This is a genomic window from Phormidium yuhuli AB48, from assembly GCF_023983615.1.
GTDB classification, from domain to species: domain Bacteria; phylum Cyanobacteriota; class Cyanobacteriia; order Cyanobacteriales; family Geitlerinemataceae; genus Sodalinema; species Sodalinema yuhuli.
Genome location: NZ_CP098611.1, coordinates 2,785,697 through 2,806,210 on the forward strand (window position 1 = coordinate 2,785,697; position 20,514 = coordinate 2,806,210).

Below are 20,514 nucleotides of genomic sequence, written 5' to 3' on the forward strand. Positions count from 1 at the left end.
ATAATGAGTAACATCTTACGATTTATTTTAATTGAAGACTCAGATGATGATGTCATCTTGCTGCTTCGTGCGTTGAAGCGGGAGGGATTTCAGCCGGACTTTCGACAAGTTAAGACCGCCCATGATTTACGAAAAACTTTAATAGAATCCCCCTGGGACTTGATTATTTCTGATTATCATTTACCCGGTTTTGAAGCTCCTGAAGCGCTCAAAATCGTCCAAGAACTCGACTTGGATATTCCCTTTATCGTCGTTTCGGGAACCATCGGTGAAAAATCAGCGGTTGGGATGATGAAAGCGGGGGCGAATGATTACATTATGAAGGGTAATTTAACCCGCTTGGGAGAGGCAATTCGCCGCGAAATTCGTGAAGGGCAAATTCGCGTTGAGCGTCGCGACTCTGCGCAAAAACTTAAGGATAGTGAAGCCAAAAATCGTGCCATTTTAGCTGCGATTCCTGATTTAATGTTTCGGGTAAAGTCTGATGGCAAGTACCGCCCGGTTGTCGCCAAAGAATTGACAAAAAAGCAGAGGAAAGACCCCCTAAGGCGGCAGGGACAGACCCTTGAGTCTGTGTTACCCAGTTCCCTCGCCCAACAAACAAAACAGGTCATTGAAACGGCTTTAACTACGGGAGAGTTACAGGTTTTTGAACAAAGTTTAATGGTGGAGTCAGGTCGAGTTGAAGAAGAAGTACGAGTGATTAAAATGGGCCCGAAGAAGTGCTATTGATCATTCGTGATATCAGCGATCGCCAAGCGGCATTACGGGAACGCCAACGCAGTCAAGAACAACTTCATCGCCTCAATCAAAACCTGGAAGAAACCGTCAATCAACGCACCCAAGAGTTAAGACAACGGGAAGCTCAATTGCAAGAGTTATCCGATCGCCTAACCATGGCGCTCGAATCCGCCTCCATTGGCTGTTGGGAAGCGAGTCTGAGGGATAGTTCTTTAGTCTGGGATGAGCGTATCTATGATATTTATGGCTTAACCCCAGGAACCGCGATGGATTACCCAACCTGGTGGTCCTTGGTTCATCCTAACGATCGCCCCGGCTTAAAACAAACCATTGAACAGATGTTACGCACCGACGAGGATGCTTATATAGACTTCCGAATTTTGCGAAACGATGGAACCGTTCGCACCCTCAAAAGCTCAGCGCGGGTACGACGGGATGAGGCGGGGGAACCCGTCAGTCTGGTGGGGATTAACCTAGATATCACCGATCGCAAACGCTCAGAACTCGCCCTAAAAGAGAGTGAAGAAAAGTTCCGACAACTGGCCGAAGCCGTGGATGCAGTCTTCTGGATTGTCGATCTGGCGAGTCGTTCTCACGTCTATGTCAGTCCCGCCTATGAACGCATCTGGGGCTATCCCGTTGAGGAACTCTATGAAAATCCTAACGCTTGGCTAGAGCATCTACATCCCGAGGATCGTCCGCGCATTGCTGCCAGTCCAGCCGAAGAACTCTTAGAGGAGTATAACGAGGAATACCGTATTATACGTACCGATGGGGAGGTGCGCTGGATTCGCGATCGCGCTTTTGCCATCCGCAATGAACAGGGACAAGTCTATCGTGTAGCGGGGATTGCCGAGGATATCAGCGATCGCAAACACGCCGAAGCGCAACTGCAACAAACCAACGAACAACTGCTGCGGGCCACCCGCCTCAAAGACGAATTTCTGGCCAGCATGAGTCATGAACTACGCACCCCCCTCAATGCCATTTTAGGCATGACGGAAGCACTCCAGGAAGAGGTGTTTGGCCCAGTGGGCGACGCTCAACGTCATGCGTTGCAAACCATTGAAAGTAGTGGGGGTCATCTATTGGCCTTAATCAACGACATTTTAGATGTGGCCAAAATTGAATCCGGTCAAGTTGAACTAAACCTCTCCGCCACAGCGATCGCCCCCCTATGTGAAGCCAGTGTGAGCTTTATTAAACAACAGGCTTTAAGCAAAGACATTCAGATTCAGCTTGACCTATCACCAGCGGTTCCACAAATGCTCATTGATGAGCGACGAATGCGTCAAGTTTTGATTAATTTACTCAATAATGCCGTTAAATTTACTCCAGAAGGGGGGAGGATTACCCTCAAGGTTGCCCCCCTCTACCAGGAATTTTCACCCCAGTCTAGCGCCTCAGTGACGGGGGTACATTGGTCTGTCCAAGATACCGGAATTGGCATCGCGCCGGAGCATCTCCCCAAACTCTTTCAACCCTTCGTGCAAATTGACAGCGCCTTAAATCGGCAATTCGAGGGAACGGGACTGGGCCTATCCCTCGTCAAGCGCCTAGTGGAACTGCACGGGGGTGAAGTGGGGGTAACGAGCCAAGTCGGAGTCGGGAGTTGTTTCAGCGTCACACTCCCCATGGGAACCGTCAGTTCTTCCTTGAGTCAGACTCCTCCTGAGCATTCCCAGTCTCCCCTGAGGGACTCAAAATTGGAGTCGTCCCCCTTAATTTTATTGGCAGAGGACAATGCCGCCAATATCCAAACCCTATCTAGTTATTTGAACGCCAAAGGCTATCAAGTCCTCCTGGCTAAAGATGGCGCTGAGGCGATTCAGCAGGCTCAAGAGCAACAGCCGAACTTGATTATCATGGATGTTCAGATGCCCGGTATGGATGGTTTAGAAGCCATGCAGCGGATTCGTCAACAGTCCTGGGGTCTGGATGTCCCCATCATTGCCCTGACCGCGTTGGCCTTAGAGTCGGACGAGCAGCGATGTTTGCAGGCTGGAGCTGATGAGTATCTCAGTAAACCTGTGAAGTTGAAACATTTAGTCGTGCAAATTGAGGCGCTCTTAGAACGGTCTAATATCCAGGTCTAAGGGAACCCTCACTCATGGAAATCACCGAGATCCACAGATCCTTGCTGATAGAAGAACTCGAACAATACACAATCGTAGACCTAGAGCCGGTTCCCGAACCATTTCTGAGTCTGAGGAAGTCTAGGGCGGCCCATCGTAGTTCTAAGAATGGTCAAGTTTGCCGAGAAGCTTCCCAAAAATTGGCTATAATAGCCCTCGTTGGGGACAACCTGAGATCCATCCAACTCAGATTTTAAGAGAAGAAAAGCTATCTCATGGACGTTACCTTTAGGACTGCAATTCTCAGAAATCCTCCAACCTTAAGCTCCAATATCCCTCTTAAAGATGCGATCGCTCAGGTTAAGGGTCAGACCCCCCAACGTGATCCCAAGTACTCCTTGTCTGTGCCAGAGACAAGGAGTACCTCGAACTATTGGCTGCTATTCGAGGGCGATCGCCCCTTGGGCCTACTCACGGACGGGGATTTACTCCAGGGGATTCTCCAAGAAACCAAAGACGAGACTCCAATTCGAGAGTTGATGAGGGAGCAGCCGTTACGGGTACGAGAGTCAGAGTTAGTGGATCTCTGGAGTCTCTGTCAACGGCTGCATCAGGAGCAAAAGCAAGCCGTAGTCCTGCTCGATGAGGGCGATCGCTTCCGGGGCCTAATTACCCGCGAGAGTTTGTTGCAAGCCCTCTGCCATCAACAAACTCACAGCCAGCTCGATCAGGTCCAGCAACAGCAACGCTGTAAGCTAGAACAGCTGTCCCAACGCTTAAACCTAGCTCTTAACTCCAGTGCGATCGGCTGCTGGGAGTTGTATCTGAGCGATCGACAGATGACCTGGGATGAGCGTATGTATACGCTTTATGGCCTACCGCCCTCAATCAGTCCCGTATCCTATCAAATGTGGCTTGATCGACTTCACCCCGACGATCGCCCCCAGATGGAAATTCTCGGCGAGCAAGTCCTATCGGGAGAGATTGAGTATGACCAGGAATTGCGTATTTTTCACCAAGATGGAACCCTGCGTTACCTCAAAGCCTCGGGAACCCTAATTCGCGATGCTCAGGGGCAGCCTCAGAGTCTCATTGGGGTCAATTTTGACATTACCGAGCGCAAAGAAGCCGAAATACGCCTACAAGAAAGTGAAACCCGTTTCCGTCGCGTCTTCGAGGCAGACGTAGTTGGCATGATGTTTACCGACTTCAGCGGCCAAATTAGCAACGCCAACGATCGCTTTTTACAAATGCTGGGCTATTCCCGAAGCGATTTAGAGCAGGGACGCTTAAACTGGGCTGAAATCACCCCCCCGGAGTACCGAGAGCGAGATCTCCAAGCCATCGAGGCCTTACGCCACAGCGGCAGCGTTCAACCTTGGGAAAAAGTCTATCTGCATCGCGATGGTCATCCCGTTTGGGTCTTAGTAGGAGTAGCACTCTTGTCCCCAAAAGAGGGGAATTGCGTTTGTGTCGTGGTGGATATTAGCGATCGCAAACAACATGAAATCACCCTCAAGCGGCAACTGGTGGCGATGGAGACGGCGATCGATGGCATTGCCATTCTTCAAGATCATCACTACATCTATTTAAATAGCGCCCATTGTCAGATTTTTGGCTATGATTCCCCCTCGGAACTCCTCGGTCAATCGTGGTACCGCTTATTTATACCCGAGGAAATCCCTCGCGCTGATGTGGAAATTTTTCCCCAATTGGGCCGTCAGGGAACCTGGCAAGGGGAAGCAATGGCGCTAGGCAAAGATGGTCGGCCCTTCCCCTTAGAGTTATCCTTATCCCAGACCGATGATGGGCTATTGATTTGCGTCTGTCGAGATATTAGTGAGCGTAAGCGCACCGAACAGGCCCTGCGAGAAAGTGAAGAAAAGTTCCGACAACTGGCCGATGTGGTGGATGCCGTCTTTTGGATTGTCCATTGTAATCGCCAGGAACGCATGTACGTCAGCCCCGCCTATGAACGCATCTGGCAGCGACCGCTACAGGAGCTATTTGTCACCCCAGAAGCTTGGGCAGAGAGTCTGCATCCGGGCGATCGCGATCAAGTTTTGGCAGCCCTTACCAAACAACTCCAAGGGCAATATGATGAAGAATATCGCATTCTCCGTCCTGATGGTGAGATTCGCTGGATTCGCGATCGCGCCTTCCCCATTTTAAACGAACAGGGACAGCCCTATCGCATTGCTGGCATTGCTGAAGATATTACCGATCTCAAAGAAGCAGAGCAAGAGAATCAACAACTCTTGCAACAACTCACCGCCTTTAAATTAGCCCTGGATGAATCAGCCATTGTGGCGATTAGCAATCCCGATGGAGTCATCACCTATGCCAATGATCGGTTTCTGGAACTTTCTGGCTACTCTCGCGAGGAGCTGATCGGGCAAACCCATCGCCTGGTTAAATCAGGATATCATCCTCAGTCCTTTTTTCAAGACTTATGGTCAACCATTTTGCGAGGAGACGTCTGGCGAGGGGAAATCTGTAACCGGGCTAAAGATGGTTCCCTCTATTGGGTCGATAGTACCATCGTTCCCTTTTTGGACAGTCAGGGCAAACCCGTGCAATTTTTAGCGGTTCGTTTTAACATCACCGGCCGCAAAACCGCTGAAATTGCCCTCCAGAGTAGTAATGCCCTCCTCTCAACCATTAGTCAAGCCCAATCTCAATTTATCACCGCCACCAATCGTCTCATCATTTTTGAAGAATTACTGGCGCAACTCTTGGAACTGACTCAAAGTGAATATGGTTTTATTGGTGAAGTCCTCTTCCGGGATGATGGTAGCGCCTACCTAGAGGAAACCCTCTTCAAAATGAGTGGGGTTCCCTATCTCAGAACCCATAGCATCACCAACGTAGCTTGGGATGCTGCCACCCGCAAATTTTATGAAGACAATTATGAGCGAGGGATGGAGTTTGAGAATATGAATACCCTATTTGGGGCAGTCATCATGACGGGCAAACCGGTCATTTCCAACTCCCCAACCACCGACTCACGGCGAGGTGGAACCCCCTCGGGACATCCTCCCTTAAATAGCTTTTTAGGACTGCCTTTTTTTCAAGGCAAGACGTTGATGGGAATGGTTGGCATTGCCAACCGAACGGGAGGCTATAATCAAGAAATTATCGATTATCTCGCCCCATTTTTAGTCACCTGTAGTAACCTCATTGAAGGCTATCGCCTCGATGGCAAACGCCGAGAAGCCGAAGAACAGTTATCCTACACTAATGAGCAACTCATTCGGGCCACTCGCTTAAAAGATGAGTTTCTCGCCAATATGAGTCATGAACTGCGTACCCCCCTCAATGCCATTTTGGGGATGACGGAAGCCTTGCAAGATGAGGTTTTTGGGGATATCAATGACCAACAACGCAGGTCATTAGAGACCCTTGAACGGAGTGGCACTCATTTATTAGCCCTCATCAATGATATTTTAGACGTAGCCAAAATTGAATCGGGTCAGATTGAGTTAGACTGCGCCCCAATCTCCATTTCCTACCTTTGTGAATCTAGCTTAGCCTTTGTGCGACAGCAGGCTTTGAAAAAAGGAATTCATCTACGCTTAGATGTTCCCTGCTATCTATCGCCAGTCATCTTAGATGAACGACGGATTCGCCAGGTGTTAATTAACCTGCTCAACAATGCCGTTAAGTTCACCCTAAAGGGAGGAGAAATTCGCCTCACCGTCACGGAAGTCCCCAGCCCGTCTCCTGAAAGACCATCAGAAATTTCCGTTGCTGTCCAGGATACTGGGATTGGGATTGCACCTGAGAATATCCAAAAACTCTTTCAACCCTTTATCCAGATTGACAGTGCCTTAAATCGCCAATACGAAGGAACTGGTTTAGGTTTGGCTCTTGTCAAGCGCATTGTGGAACTGCATCAGGGCAAAGTTGCTTTAACCAGTGAGGTGGGAGTGGGCAGTTGTTTTAGCTTTACCTTACCCTACCAGACCCAGACCCCCTCCGATTCCCGCGCTCCCTCTCCAGCGCCCTCTCGGTTAGAAACTGCCTCAACTTGTGATGCCTCTCCCGTGATTTTGCTGGCAGAAGATAATGAGGCGAGTTTAAATACTTTAACCAGTTATATGACCGCTAAAGGCTATCAGATCTTGGGGGCTAAAAATGGCGCAGAGGCAGTACAGTTAGCCATATCAGAACGACCGGATCTGATTCTGATGGATATTCAAATGCCGGGAATAGATGGGTTGGAGGCAACCCAACTGATTCGCCAAAACCCAGATTTACAGGGAGTTCCCATCTTAGCCCTCACGGCCTTGGCCATGGAGGGCGATCGCGATCGCTGTTTGGCAGCGGGAGCAACAGATTATGTCACAAAACCTGTTAAGCTAAGGGAACTTGTACAACAAATTGAACGGATGTTAATTCGCTCAAAGTCTTGATTTTTCCCTGAGTAGGAGATGCGTGATGACGGCTGCCATCCTTGTAATTGATGACGAACCGGATAACTTTGATGTTATTGACGCTTTATTAAGTCAAGAAGACTATGAGCTAAGTTATGCCGCCAGTGGCTCCGCTGCCCTGTCTTCTCTGGAGAGTTATAATCCAGATTTAATCCTCTTGGATGTGATGATCCCGGATATAGACGGCATTGAAATTTGTCGCCGCTTGAAAGAGATGCCAAAGTGGCGCACCGTGCCAGTTATTATGGTCACGGCTTTAAGTTCTAAAGATAACTTAGCACGCTGCCTCGAAGCCGGTGCTGATGATTTTGTTGGCAAGCCTGTGAATGGTTTAGAATTGCGGGCCAGGGTGAAGTCAATGCTGAGACTGAAATATCAGTATGATGAGCTACAGGGATTACTTCAATTACGAGAAGATCTCGTCAAAATGATTCTCCATGATGTTCGTAATCCCCTCAGTGGTCTGTTGCTGGGGTTAGAACTTCTGCGCAGTCCCAACTATCCCGAAGCGAAACGCCTCCATCGTCTAGAAACAGTCTATTCTCTGGCTCAATCGGTGGAAACCCTGGTTGAAGAGTTATTGCAAGTCACCTTGACAGAAGCGGGACAGTTGACTCTCAACTATAGTTCAGTGGATGTGGGGGAGTTAGTCCAATCCTGTTTAACCCGATTTGAGGCGATCGCCGCTCAAAAAAACCTCTCTTTGGTGAGTCAATGTCCTGATACTCCACTCACCGGACTTGAGCTAGATGCAGCCCTATTTCAGCGGGTGTTAGATAATCTTCTGTCCAATGCGATTAAGTTCTCCCCTCAAGGAACTGAAATTATCATGACGGTGAGGGAGTTAAACCCAGAACAAATTCAAATTGAGGTCATTGATGGGGGTCCCGGTGTCCCAGACGAGTTACGGGAGAGGATTTTTGAAAAATATGAAATTGGAACCATGATGGCTAATATCTCCCAAATTGGCTTGGGGTTAGCCTTCTGTAAAATGGTGATTCAAGGTCATCAGGGGACAATTCAAGTTCACCCTCATCTTCCCCAAGGCTCGGTGTTCCAGATACTCCTACCCCGTCACCCTTCCCCGGACTCGTAACTCTCCCCAGAAACATCTCTCACCTTTCCATAACCCCTAAAAGGCGATCGACAATCTGCTGCCAGGTAAAGCCCTGTTGCACCCATTCTGGAGCGGTGCGTCGGGCCTGTTCCACGAAGCTGGGGGTTTCGATGAGTTGGCTCATGAGGGTCACTGTATGCTCTAAACTCGGATGCAGATAATCCCGGATTTCCTGATCCCATTCCACCTGTTTCAGTTCACTGTCAATGTAGCGGGTAAAACGGCGATCGGTGAAATCATCCGTTGAGCCGCCTTTGGTGCAGAGAATCGGCAAACCGGAAGCGGCTGCTTCCAAAACCGGCATATTAAATCCTTCAGCGAGATAGGGGGAAATATAGGCATCACAGGTTTGATAAAGTTGGGCCAACTCTTGGGTTGAGAGACTGCGGCCAATGTAAGCTAAGCGGGGGATGACGCGATCGCGCTCCTGAGGCGTTAACATCTCATCGAGGCTTTCGAGGACAAACTTACGGGAATTACGAATGGCATCACTCCCTTTGAGGACCAATCGCGCCTGAGGATAGCGGTGTGTTACCTCAGCAAAGGCTTTGATAAGCATCCGTAAGCCTTTATTCCAAGTCATCACCCCAATATTGAGAAAGGCAAAACAGCCCTCAAGTTGGGACTGTTGCCGCCGCCGTTGACGTTCCGCCGCCGCCGCTGGGTGGAAGATTGCCGTATCCACCCCCAGGGGAACCACCCGCACCCGTTCAGGAACCGCCCCAGCTCGCAGGAAGCCATCACGGGACCAATAGGAAGGGGTAATAATCACCGTTTGCGAGTCTCGATGAGCCTGAGCAAAATCTTCAATCCCCATCATCTCCAGCATGGCTTTTTGCACAATCCGCCATTCCGTGGTAGCAAAGACATAGGTTCTCTGGGAGTCCGAATCCGATAAATCATAGGGCATAACCATTCGTAGGGTGGCATCGGCCCGCAGGTGTAAGGGGGGCGGCGGAATCTCTCGCAGTTGCTGTTCCTCCGCCTCGGTAAATAGTCCCGATTGCGGTTGCCAGGTGTGATCCAAATAGGGCAATTCTCGATGAAAGACTTGTATCTGAGGACGGCGTAAGAATTCTAAGAGTTGATGTTGGTTGGCTACAGCAAAGGAGTGATGGACAAAACGCCAGCCTTCTACTACAAGTTTCATAATTTGTCGGGTAACGGATTAAATTCTCCCCAAATTCCCTTGACCTGGATTCAAGGTAGAGCTTTCAAGAGAATGCCCTCTCAGCCTTGAGCCTCAGCAGAGTGGTTCAGGCACTGTATGGTATAGTGACATCGGGGTGAGGGTCAATTGAGTTCCCCGATACCCACGTCTCCTTGTGAGCCTGGAAAGGTCTGAGGCTTCCCTGGATGACTAAGACGGAACGATTCAAGTTGACTTGCCCAGCGTCAGTCGGGCGTCAGTCCGATGTCGTCTCGCATCAGTGAATCACATTCATGTCATCGCCTCTTACTGTGTTTCCGGAATTTATCGCTCAGTTTCTGGACCGCCATCCCCCCTCAGTCTCCCCAGAAACACCGTTGAGTGAAATCTGGCATAAGTTCCAGGAAAACGTGACGGACAGCCGTGGAGCAAGTTCCCCCAGAGAGCCTCTCCAGTCTGGCTATGTCTGTGTCGTTGAGGGCGATCGCTGTCTGGGATTGCTCACGACTCAGGAGGCGATCGCCGTTCTGGCCCAAGGTAACGATCCCCACTCAATCCCCGTCTCCCATCTCATCACCCCTGGAGAAGCCGTGATTGCCCCAGCTCTGCTCAATCATCCCCCGGCCCTCTACGAAGCCGCCAAGGAGCATCCTTTCCTCCTGCTGTTGGACTCGCAGCAGCAGTGCCTAGGAGTCTTACCCAGTTTAGCCCTCTTGAAGTTACCCGAGTTGCCCCAGGTCTCAGGGACTTTCTGCCCCCTCAATCCCTTTGAAATTGCCCTGAATCATCTCCCCATCACTGTATTTCGCAAAGATCGCCAGTTGCGGTACACCTGGATTTATAAAAGCTTTCCCAGCTTAGATCCCCAAGAGATTTTAGAGCATACCAATCATGACCTCTTCTCAGCCCAAGATGCCAGGGCCTGGGAGGCGATCGAGCGGCGTGTCTTAGAACAACAGCAGGGGAGTCGCCAAGACATCTCCCTGACCTTGAACGGTATCTTTCACTATTATGATCTGACCGTAGAACCCTTACTCGATGACTGTGGGGCTGTTATGGGGCTGGTGGGAACTGCCCTAGACATGACCCCAAGTTATCTCAACCAACAAGCCCTGACCGCTCTTAACCACGAACTCGAAAGTATTGTCGAAGAGCGAACCGCTGAACTACAACACAGTAATGCCGAGTTATTACAATCTCTCTCAGTAGCCCAAGACCTCAACGAGCTAAAATCACGGTTTATCACCTTAACTTCCCATGAATTTCGCACTCCCCTAACCACCATTCTCGGCTCTGCTGAACTGCTCAAACATTATGGTGAAAATTGGCCACAGGAGAAACGACAGCGGTATTTTGATCGCATCCATGACACCGTTGATCACATGACGCGCCTGCTCGACGATGTGCTAACCGTCGGTCAAGCCGAAGCCGGACAACTGACCTTTTGCCCCAGCTTCGTCAATATCTTGGAGCTTCTGCAACAGTTGATTGACCAGTCCCTAAGGCGAGGCGATCGCGAGCGGGCGATCGCCTTGAACCATGACCTAGACTCTCCCGAGATCTATCTCGATAAGACCCTAGTTTCACAAATCATCTTAAATTTACTCTCCAATGCCCTCAAATACTCAGGGGCGGAGTCCACAGTCACCCTGGATGTGAAAACCGAGGAGACCCAGCTAATTGTTCAGGTGCAGGATCAGGGAATTGGCATTCCCGAAGCTGATAAAGCTCAGCTGTTTACCTCATTCCATCGGGCTGAGAATGCCGCTAACATACAGGGGACGGGACTCGGTTTATCCATCGTGAAAAACGCTGTAAATCTCCATGGCGGACAGATCACGTTTGAGAGCCAGGAAGGTTCTGGTTCCACCTTTACCGTCCAACTCCCCCTTACCCAACCAGTGGCTTATGACAACCATTCTCGTGATTGAAGATGAAACTCATGTCCGAGACATCCTGAGTGAACTGTTAACCACGGAGAAGTTCGACGTGCTGACGGCTGACAATGGTCGTCTCGGCTATCAACTTGCCCAACGCCAGCGCCCCGATTTGATTTTATGCGACATTATGATGCCGGAGTTGGATGGCTATGGGGTCCTGGCCCAACTGAAAGAGAATCCCATCACTGATGAGATTCCCTTTATTTTTCTCTCCGCCAAAGCCGATCGCCTTGACTTCCGAGTGGGTATGGATTTAGGGGCAGACGATTATCTCACCAAGCCCTTTACTCGCGATGAACTCCTGACTGCGGTGCGGATGCGGCTGAAAAAGCAAGCGGTTCTCGCACAGCGACATCATGAACAACTGCTGCGAACCCAAAGTTATTATCAACAGCAACTGGAGCAGGCCCAAGAGCATTTAAATCAAGTCTTGAGTCAGGATCAGCTAACGGGACTACTGAATCAACTCAGGCTGCGACAGGAGTTTGAGGGGTTTCTCGGCCAACTCCACCCCCTGGAGGCCTCGAGTTTGGTTCCCTTCGTTTGTGTGGGGGTGGAACGTTTACGGGAGATTAACGCGGAATTAGGCTACAGCCACGGAGATCACTGTCTGCAAGTTGTCGCACAGCGGCTACAAGAGTTCTTTGCTCAGGAGTCTCCCCTGATGGCCCGTCTCAATGGCAATGAATTTGTGCTAGTTCTGCCCCCGGTCAGTTCTCGATATCAGGCTCAAGAGCAAGTGGAAGCCCTCTTCCATCACCTCAGTCAACCTATCCCGCTCAATCAGGGGACTATCGTACTACCAGTTAGCCTAGGGATTGCCTTCTATCCTCGGGATGCTCAGCACCTTGATCCCCTATTGCACCATAGCCAACAGGCCCGAGAGAAGGCTCAGTCCTCGGGGGGAATCGCCGTTGAGGTCTATAGTGGGGCCTTGCGGGGCGATCGCGGCGATCACCTGGCCCTAGAGCAAGATCTCCGTCGTGCCTTAGAGACCCCCAACTCAGAATTGCTACTGGTGTATCAACCTCAAGTCCACCTAGACAGCGGTGAGATTTACGGGGTCGAAGCCCTGATACGTTGGCATCATCCCCAGCGAGGTTCAATTCCCCCCAATCGTTTTATTCCCATTGCCGAGGAGAGCAATCTCATCATTCGTCTGGGGGAGTGGGTTTTGGAAACTGCCTGTCATCAGGCCCAGCTTTGGGAAGCTCAGGGATTGCCTCCCCTCCGTGTCGCTGTCAATGTCTCGGGCCGACAATTTGAAGATCCCCAGTTTTACCAACGGCTCGTCCAGATTCTGCGTCGCTTTAACCGTAAACCGGGAGCATTAGAATTGGAGCTAACCGAAACCAGTTTAGTCCGGGACCCGGATACCAGTGTGCGCATCCTCAATCAACTCAAAGCCTTGGGAGTCTCCATCGCCATCGACGACTTTGGCACAGGATTTTCCTCCCTGAGCTATTTACAACGATTTCCCTTTGATATCCTTAAAATTGATCGCTGCTTTGTCGCGGGTATACAGCATCATCGCAAAAATGCCATCATTACCGAGGCGGTCATCGAAATGGCTCATAAAATCGGCTTGAGGGCGATCGCCGAAGGCATCGAAACCCCCGAGGAGCGAACCTGTTTACAGCAACTCGGCTGTGATCAGGGACAGGGATATTTTTTCCACCGTCCCCTGCCGGCTTTGGAGTTAAGCCAACTGCTGCGATCGAGATAGCCGTTCCTCCTGGACTCTGGAAGCAGCAGCCCGGGAATCCGTCTCAGGTATTCTCGATCAATCCCGATTTGTCTAGTCCCCCGTTTTGTATATTGCGCAGATAACCCCTCTATGGCAACAATTCTAGTCATCGAAGACGAACAAGATATTTGTGAGATTATTTCCGAAATCCTCTCAGAAGCTGACCATACCGTCTTCACCGCTCCTAATGGACGTATGGGCATAGAACGCGCTCAGGAAACCGCCCCAGACCTGATTATTTGTGACATCATGATGCCGGAACTCGACGGCTATGGGGTGTTATCGTATCTGCGCAGTCAGGAGCGGTTCCGAACTGTCCCCTTTATCTTTCTGACGGCCAAAGCGGAAAAGCAGCAAGTGCGGGAGGGGATGAATTTAGGGGCCGATGATTACCTCTCCAAACCCTTTACGATTCGTGAATTAATCGGGGCCGTCGAGGCACGACTGGAAAAACAGCAGCTTTGGGAGCAGTCCTCTGAGGAGCGTCTGGGGGAACTGCGGCAGAATTTAACCCGTTCTCTCCCCCATGAGTTCTTAACTCCTCTCAACGGCATTCTTGGCTATGCCACCTTCCTCTGTGAAGAGCATGAGGAGATTGAGCCGGAAGATGTCTATGAGATGGGGATGGGGATTCGGGCCTCAGCGCAACGACTCTATCACTCGATTCAGAATTTTCTCCTCTACGCTCAATTGGAACTATTGAAGGAGGATGTCCAACGCAGTGGAGAGTTATTTACCGGGCAAACTGAGCAACTCACAGGAACCGTGGCGGCCCGGATTCAGGCAATCGCGGAGCGTCACCATCGCTCTGAAGACTTAGCCATCTCCCTCCAAGATAGCCCAGTGGCGATGCCGGAAACCTGGTTGATTAAGGTGTTAGAGGAGTTGGTCGATAATGCGTTCAAGTTTTCAGAGGCGGGAACCCCGGTTGAGGTAGGGTTGACTGTTACCGGAGAACAGGTGCAGCTGACGGTGGGCGATCGCGGTCGTGGCTTCCAACCGGAGCAGATTAAGCAGTTAGGGGCCTATGAACAGTTTGATCGCAAACTCTATGAACAACAAGGCTCCGGCTTAGGCTTGGAGATTGTTAAACGCCTGGTCAACTTGAATCGGGGAACCCTAGAAATTGAGAGTCAGCCGGGGGAACTGACCCAAGTGCGGCTAACCCTGCCCACTCAGCTCTCGGCAGCGGTGTAGTTGGGGCAAAATCCCCGGTAGAATACACGGGTTGATTCATTTGACATACTCCCCACTAAGCAAGAAATGGGGATTCTCCGGCTAATCAAACCGACTAAGCGGTTTAACTGACGGTTGGTTTGACAAAGCGATCGGATTGCCAGAAACCCTGGTCTTATGCCCGTTCTTTGTCCATTTAGAGTCGTGGGTATGCCCTACCCCGACTTTTTCTATGTTTTTGGCAGCATTCTCATCTCTGTCCTGTTCAGTTCCGCAATTAAGACAGACAACGGAACGAATAGACAAGTCTATTTTGCCCCATTTATAGCCACAGTCTGAACAAGTTTGAGATGTGGGTTCCCAACGACTGATAACCTTAACTTCTCTATCGTTGACAATTTGAGCTTTAGCTTCACAGAACGTTCGGAAGTTACCCCAACCTTGCTCACTAATCACTCTAGCTAACTTCCGGTTCTTGACCATTCCTGACACATTTAAGTCTTCTAGGCAAACCACTTGGTTTTCGTGGATTAACCGAGTCGTTATTTTATGCAGGAAATCCTTGCGGGTGTTGGCTAGTTTTAGGTGAAGTTTAGCTAACTTGAGTCTAGTCTGATGTCGTCTATTAGACCCTTTAACTTGGCGAGATAACTTTCGCTGCATTCGCCTAATTTTGCGGGTCATCTTACTGTAGGCCGGTGATTCTATCTTTTCCCCGGTACTGAGGTGGGCAAAGGTTCTTATCCCTAAGTCAACCCCGACCGATGGATGAATCGGCTCAAGGTCTATCGAATCTATCTCAACAACAAAACTGGCATGATATTGACCGGCTGTGTTTTTGGTGATTGTGACAGAACTCGGTGTAGAAGGGAGGGGTCTTGACCACTTCACCTTAAATCGACCCAACTTAGCTAACTCAAGTTTGTTGCCTTTGAGTGAGAATCCCGTCTTGACAAACCTAGCTGATTGGCGACTCGAACGTTTCTTGAATCTAGGGAACCCCACTCTTTTGCCTTTCCGTTGACCTGAGCGGCTCTTGAAAAAATTAGATAAGGCTACACCTAAATCTCGCACAGACTGCTGTAACGGAACACTTGAGACATCAGATAGCCAATGCCGTTCAGGAGTCTTTTTAGCTTGAGTGATGACCTGTTTTTGTAGTTCTGAGTGACCCGGCCACTTTTCTCCTGATGGGGTTGACTTAACTCTGGCCAAAGCATCATTCCACACTACGCGACAACAGCCAAACAACTGGGCAAGTTTTTGGGACTGGCGCTGGGTTGGATAGATTCGATACTGGTATCGAGCTTTCATCTTTTGCTGACGACATCATTGGTTTTAGTTTACCCTAGAACAGGTACAATAGGGAAGCAAGGCGGCTAAAGCCGCTCGTGTCGTCTTTCATCCCCGCAATAAATTGACGGGGCTTTCAGACTCCCGTATGACTTTCGTAAAAGGACTCAAAACCGTGGCGCGTCTAGCACTACTGAGCGTATCCGATAAAACCGGACTTGTGGACTTGGGGCGATCGCTCGTCGAGGAGTTTCAATTTGACATCATCAGTAGCGGTGGGACCGCCAAGGTCTTACAGGAGGCGGGAATCCCGGTAACCAAGGTCTCCGATTACACCGGCTTCCCAGAAATCCTCGGCGGACGGGTCAAAACCCTGCACCCTCGGGTTCATGGGGGCATTTTAGCCCGTCGCGACCTGCCCGAGCATCAACAGGACTTAGAAGCCAACGAGATTCGCCCCATTGACCTGGTGGTGGTGAATCTCTACCCCTTTGAGGCCACCATTGCCAAGGCCGATGTCACCCTAGCCGACGCGGTGGAAAACATCGACATTGGCGGTCCAGCCATGTTGCGGGCCTCAGCCAAGAACTTCCAACATCTCACGGTTCTCTGTAACCCGAACCAGTATGCTGACTATTTAGAACAACTGCGTCAGCATGGGGACCCGTCCTTTGAGTTTCGTCGGGATTGCGCCACAGCCGGATTCTGGCATACTTGTCAATATGATCGGGCGATCGCCACCTACCTCAACCAACAAGCCAACAGCGACAGTCTCCCCGAGCAGTTTGGCCTTGCGGGCAGTCAAATCCAAGCCCTCCGCTACGGCGAGAACCCCCACCAAAAGGCCGCCTGGTATCAAGTAGGCCAGACTCCCAGGGGTTGGGGTGCGGCCGAGAAGTTGCAGGGGAAAGAACTCAGCTACAACAACCTGGTCGACCTAGAAGCCGCGCGACGCATCATCGCCGAATTTCTCGGAGACGACCAACCCCCCGCCGCCGCCGTCTTGAAACATACCAATCCCTGCGGTGTTGCTTTAGGGGAGAGTCTGGTGCAGGCTTATGAGCGGGCCTTTGCCGCCGATTCCGTCTCCGCCTTTGGAGGAATTGTCGCCCTCAACCGCTGTCTGGATGCGGAGACGGCCACCGCCATGACCAAAACCTTCCTCGAATGTGTGATTGTCCCCGACTGTGACGCAGCCGCGCGGGAGGTTTTAGCCAAGAAATCCAAGTTACGAGTATTAACCCTGGCCGACTTAAACGTGGGAACTGGAGAAACCCTGAAAGCCATTGCTGGGGGGTTCCTCGTCCAAACCGCCGATGATTTAGTCGAACAGACCCAAGATTGGCAAGTGGTGACGGAGAAACAGCCCACACTACAGGAGTTAGAGGAGTTACTCTTTGCCTGGAAGGTCTGTAAACACGTGAAATCCAATGCCATTGTCGTCACCAAAGACCGCACCACCCTGGGGATTGGCGCGGGGCAAATGAACCGTGTTGGCGCGGCCAAGATTGCCTTAGAGCAGGCGGGAGAGGGCTGTCAGGGGGCGACCTTAGCCAGTGACGGTTTCTTCCCCTTTGACGACTCCGTGCGTTCAGCCGCCGCAGCGGGAATTACGGCCATTGTCCAACCGGGGGGAAGTATCCGGGATAAGGATTCCATCGCAGCGGCCAATGAGTTAGGGGTGGTGATGGTGTTCACGGGAGTGCGCCACTTCCTACATTAAGGGGATTTGCTAGAGTGAGGATAGCCCAGACCTCTCGCCCCAGGGGTCTGGACTCGCTCTACGCCGTCTCTGAATCCACCACGGAGGACTCCCCATGATTTCCCAACCGGATGTTCCCTCAGGCCTTAGCCCCCAAGAGTATTTAGATTGGGAGGCCCAACAGGAATACCGCTACGAGTATATCGATGGCGAAATTATAGCCATGACGGGGGGAACTATTCCTCATAATGACATTGCCCTCAACTTTTACAGCGCCTTGAGACCGTTTTTGCGGGAACGAGGCTGTCGAGCGAATGTGGCTGATGTCAAGGTTGAGGATAGTAAGAATGAACGCTATTTTTATCCCGATTTAGTGGTGACTTGTGATGCGGAGGATTTACAGGCTCAGACGTCGGTGAAACATCCTACGGTGATTGTGGAGGTGTTGTCTCCGAGTACCGCAGTGGGCGATCGCGGCACAAAACTAAAATGCTATCGTCAGATTCCCAGTTTACAGGAGTATGTCCTGGTGGATTCCCAGTCGATGACGGTGGAACTCTACCGTCGCCGTGATGAGGGTCGGATGTGGGGTTATGCTCAGTATGAGGCGGGGGAACGGTTGCAGTTGGAGAGTCTTGAGTTTGAATTAGAGTTGTCTGTGCTTTATGACAATGTCCAGTTGACATCTGAGGTGAATGCTGAGTCATGATTACCCTTAACCTAGACTCAACCTTAAACCTAAGCGATGAAACCTTCCTACAACTGTGTCAAAACAACCCCGACTTGCGCCTGGAACGAAGCGCAAAAGGTCAACTCATTGCGATGACCCCTTCCGCCAGTCAAACAGGCCAACAAAACCTAGGACTCGCCGCGCAACTCTGGATGTGGAATCAACAGCATCAACTCGGTATCACCTTCGACTCCTCCAGTGGCTTCACCCTTGCCAATGGTGCGATTCGCGCTCCCGATGTGGCCTGGATTAAGATGGAACGTTGGCAAACTCTCCCGGAGGCGGAACGCCGTAAGTTTGCTGCAATTTGTCCTGATTTTGTGGCGGAGTTGAAGTCTCCGACGGACAGCTTGACCATGCTGCAAGGGAAATTGCAGGAATACATGGATAATGGCGCTCAACTGGGGTGGTTACTTGACCCAGATGCACGACGGGTTTACCGCTATTGTCCAGGAGAGTCGGTGCAATGTTTAGATGACCCGGAAACCCTGGCGGCAGAAAGTTTGTTGCCCGGGTTAGTGGTTCATTTGCGGTGGGTTTGGGGGTAACTGTAGCACTTAGGAAGGCTAATCCTCCAGGGAAGTCTGTCAGAGCTTCAGGCTAGACAATTTTGAGTTTGTCAGTGATTTATGACAAAGCTGGCTTGACATATGAGGGGAGTTATGAACTGAGTTTCCCAAAAACTAGAAGACCCCCTTTCAACTCGGGGTGTATACTGGCAACAGTCAATCAAGGGCAGGGAAGACATACTGTTATGAAATGTAAAATCTAAATAAAACGCGATCGCAGCGCACAAAAACCATAAACTTCTGATAGGGTAGATCCGTTGGAGGAGGACTTCCTAAGGATAATGTTATGTGCATCCTCGCCGACGTTCATGATTAGCGTCAAAATTTTATCGAGATTGTGCTACAGAGACAAAATAAAAAATCCAGTCTTATAAAGTCTGGAGACTGAGTCAAAGCAGACAGGGTGAAACTGTGAAGATTATTTCTTTTTTGGGTTTAAATGCTTACCAAGTGACGAAATACTTGAATCCTGAGAATCCTAACTCAGAGTTTTGTGAAACCAAGTACTATCAGGAAGCCTTGGCTCAATTTTATGAGCCTGATTCGATTTACATTTTTCTAACCCAAAAAGTAGAAAAGTATAGTCCTGGTAAATTCCAGAAACTTGGAGACAACTCTGACCATTACGTCAGACAATCAGAGGAAAAATCCAACTGGGAACAGCTCAAAGAGATTTTTCAGTCCAAATACCCCCATGTAAATCTGATCCCTGTCAAAGGTATTCCAGAGCAGAATACTGTGGACGATATTTGGACTATCTTTAATAAAGTGAATGAATGTTTAGAAGAGGGAGATGAGGTTATTTTTGACATCACCCATTCTTTTCGATCCGTCCCAATTGTTGCTCTTCTGGCCGTCAGTTACTTCCGAGTTGTCCGAGATGTCAAAATCAAGGCCCTAATTTACGGTGCATTTGAAGCGAAGAATACAAATACAAATGAGACCCCAACTTTTGACCTTCTACCTGTAATTCGGCTATTTGATTGGCTCACAGCTACAGACCAGTTTTTAAAAACTGGGAATGGTCGGGACTTAGCGAGTCTTCTCAGACAGGCTGTTCCCTCTGAACAGGAATTACGACTCAAGCCTGAAACACGACCTATTCGTAGTCATTTAGAAAAATCAGCTAAAGCAATTGAATCCATTTCTTTAGCATTAGCAATTACTCGTCCAATTGAAGCAATGGAGGCATCTTCAAACTTGAGGTCAAAGTTAGAAGATGCAATACCAACTTTTGAGAAGCGTGCTAAGCCTTTCACATTTCTGGTCGATCGCGTCATTCAAGAGCATGGACAGTTTTCCTTAAAGAATTCCCGAAGCCAAGATACTTTTGTAACTAATCTTTGGTTGCAACTAAAGATGATAAATTGGTATTTAGACTATGACCAGGTCGTGCAAGCTGTAACGCTGGCTCGGGAGTGGATTATTTCAGTCTTAGTCCTTCGTTTTGATAAACCAATGTTTCAACTATATGGTGGACGAAATGACGTTGAGCTAGCCCTTAATAACGGAACCGAAGTTCGTAAAAAAGATCCACGCTCAATCAAAGCTAGTCCACTAGACGACGATTTTGAAAAATTACCTGATGTAGTTGGGTTAACAAAGACTTGGTCAAAAACAACGGAGTTGAGGAATGATATTGCTCATGTAGGAATGAATCCAAATCCCTCTCAAGCTAAAAAATTGCGAGAGCAAGCCAATAATCTTTATGATGAACTTAGGGTCATCGCCGATACTCTTCTGCCTCCAATGACGTCTCCAGAAGCTGACAATTTAAGTTCAGAAAATTGTTGAAACATCTCTCCCTAGTCAGAGTATAATTCCCTAAATAGAGTGAT

At 49.8% G+C, this 20,514-nt stretch carries 13 protein-coding genes; 11 read left to right on the plus strand and 2 right to left on the minus strand.

Translation table 11 applies throughout. The features are described 5' to 3' along the window. The first annotated feature begins 3 nt into the window (after positions 1-3). From NEA10_RS11930 to NEA10_RS11945, 4 genes are all read left to right on the plus strand, one after another. Complete coding sequence (locus NEA10_RS11930) at positions 4-732, plus strand: response regulator (RefSeq protein ID WP_252660386.1); 729 nt, start codon at positions 4-6, stop codon at positions 730-732. Continuing rightward, the gene (locus NEA10_RS11935) at positions 723-2,837 is read left to right on the plus strand and encodes a PAS domain-containing protein (RefSeq protein WP_252660397.1); all 2,115 of its coding nucleotides are present in this window, start codon (positions 723-725) and stop codon (positions 2,835-2,837) included. Before NEA10_RS11930 ends, NEA10_RS11935 begins: the two co-directional genes overlap by 10 nt. Before the next feature lie 254 nt (positions 2,838-3,091). Then, positions 3,092-7,231, plus strand: a complete 4,140-nt coding sequence (locus NEA10_RS11940) for a PAS domain-containing protein (protein WP_252660405.1) — start codon at positions 3,092-3,094, stop codon at positions 7,229-7,231. A gap of 25 nt (positions 7,232-7,256) precedes the next feature. Then, positions 7,257-8,348 carry an ATP-binding response regulator gene (locus NEA10_RS11945; protein WP_252660407.1) on the plus strand — a complete coding sequence of 364 codons (1,092 nt, stop codon included), beginning with the start codon at positions 7,257-7,259 and terminating at the stop codon, positions 8,346-8,348. Between the two features lie 19 nt (positions 8,349-8,367). Here the strand turns inward: NEA10_RS11945 and NEA10_RS11950 are convergent, their stop codons facing one another. Continuing rightward, complete coding sequence (locus NEA10_RS11950) at positions 8,368-9,519, minus strand: glycosyltransferase (protein ID WP_252660409.1); 1,152 nt, start codon at positions 9,517-9,519, stop codon at positions 8,368-8,370. A 293-nt stretch (positions 9,520-9,812) separates the two neighbouring features. Between NEA10_RS11950 and NEA10_RS11955 the strand changes: the two genes are divergently transcribed. The 3 genes from NEA10_RS11955 (at position 9,813) to NEA10_RS11965 (ending at position 14,403) form a co-directional block, all read left to right on the plus strand. After that, positions 9,813-11,450, plus strand: a complete 1,638-nt coding sequence (locus NEA10_RS11955) for an ATP-binding protein (RefSeq protein ID WP_252660411.1) — start codon at positions 9,813-9,815, stop codon at positions 11,448-11,450. Continuing rightward, complete coding sequence (locus NEA10_RS11960) at positions 11,428-13,185, plus strand: putative bifunctional diguanylate cyclase/phosphodiesterase (protein WP_252660413.1); 1,758 nt, start codon at positions 11,428-11,430, stop codon at positions 13,183-13,185. The genes NEA10_RS11955 and NEA10_RS11960 overlap by 23 nt, the downstream gene beginning before the upstream one ends. Positions 13,186-13,296: 111 nt before the next feature. After that, on the plus strand, positions 13,297-14,403 hold the full coding sequence (locus NEA10_RS11965; protein WP_252660415.1) for a hybrid sensor histidine kinase/response regulator: 1,107 nt from the start codon (positions 13,297-13,299) through the stop codon (positions 14,401-14,403). An 81-nt stretch (positions 14,404-14,484) separates the two neighbouring features. Here NEA10_RS11965 and NEA10_RS11970 read toward each other — a convergent pair whose 3' ends face one another. Continuing rightward, a complete protein-coding gene (locus NEA10_RS11970) occupies positions 14,485-15,696 on the minus strand; it encodes an RNA-guided endonuclease InsQ/TnpB family protein (RefSeq protein WP_252660417.1) in 1,212 nt (403 codons plus the stop codon). Positions 15,697-15,850: 154 nt separating this feature from the next. On the opposite strand from NEA10_RS11970, the gene purH reads away from it, so the two are divergent. The 4 genes from purH to csx2 all read left to right on the plus strand — a co-directional run bounded on the left by purH (position 15,851) and on the right by csx2 (position 20,470). After that, entirely contained in the window at positions 15,851-17,398 is a 1,548-nt protein-coding gene (purH, locus tag NEA10_RS11975; protein ID WP_252665342.1) for a bifunctional phosphoribosylaminoimidazolecarboxamide formyltransferase/IMP cyclohydrolase, read from the plus strand. A 94-nt stretch (positions 17,399-17,492) separates the two neighbouring features. After that, the gene (locus tag NEA10_RS11980; protein ID WP_252660419.1) at positions 17,493-18,086 is read left to right on the plus strand and encodes a Uma2 family endonuclease; all 594 of its coding nucleotides are present in this window, start codon (positions 17,493-17,495) and stop codon (positions 18,084-18,086) included. Further along, complete coding sequence (locus NEA10_RS11985; RefSeq protein ID WP_252660421.1) at positions 18,083-18,655, plus strand: Uma2 family endonuclease; 573 nt, start codon at positions 18,083-18,085, stop codon at positions 18,653-18,655. The genes NEA10_RS11980 and NEA10_RS11985 overlap by 4 nt, the downstream gene beginning before the upstream one ends. A 432-nt stretch (positions 18,656-19,087) precedes the next feature. Continuing rightward, a complete protein-coding gene (gene csx2 / locus NEA10_RS11990; RefSeq protein WP_252660423.1) occupies positions 19,088-20,470 on the plus strand; it encodes a TIGR02221 family CRISPR-associated protein in 1,383 nt (460 codons plus the stop codon). The last annotated feature ends 44 nt before the right edge of the window (positions 20,471-20,514 follow it).

Coding starts and splice junctions, on each gene's coding strand:
- NEA10_RS11930 (WP_252660386.1), top strand. CDS start 4: ATGAGTAACATCTTACGATTTATTTTAATTGAAGACTCAGATGATGAT.
- NEA10_RS11945 (WP_252660407.1), top strand. CDS start 7,257: ATGACGGCTGCCATCCTTGTAATTGATGACGAACCGGATAACTTTGAT.
- NEA10_RS11955 (WP_252660411.1), top strand. CDS start 9,813: ATGTCATCGCCTCTTACTGTGTTTCCGGAATTTATCGCTCAGTTTCTG.
- NEA10_RS11940 (WP_252660405.1), top strand. CDS start 3,092: ATGGACGTTACCTTTAGGACTGCAATTCTCAGAAATCCTCCAACCTTA.
- NEA10_RS11960 (WP_252660413.1), top strand. CDS start 11,428: ATGACAACCATTCTCGTGATTGAAGATGAAACTCATGTCCGAGACATC.
- NEA10_RS11980 (WP_252660419.1), top strand. CDS start 17,493: ATGATTTCCCAACCGGATGTTCCCTCAGGCCTTAGCCCCCAAGAGTAT.
- NEA10_RS11950 (WP_252660409.1), bottom strand. CDS start 9,519: ATGAAACTTGTAGTAGAAGGCTGGCGTTTTGTCCATCACTCCTTTGCT.
- NEA10_RS11965 (WP_252660415.1), top strand. CDS start 13,297: ATGGCAACAATTCTAGTCATCGAAGACGAACAAGATATTTGTGAGATT.
- NEA10_RS11985 (WP_252660421.1), top strand. CDS start 18,083: ATGATTACCCTTAACCTAGACTCAACCTTAAACCTAAGCGATGAAACC.
- NEA10_RS11970 (WP_252660417.1), bottom strand. CDS start 15,696: ATGAAAGCTCGATACCAGTATCGAATCTATCCAACCCAGCGCCAGTCC.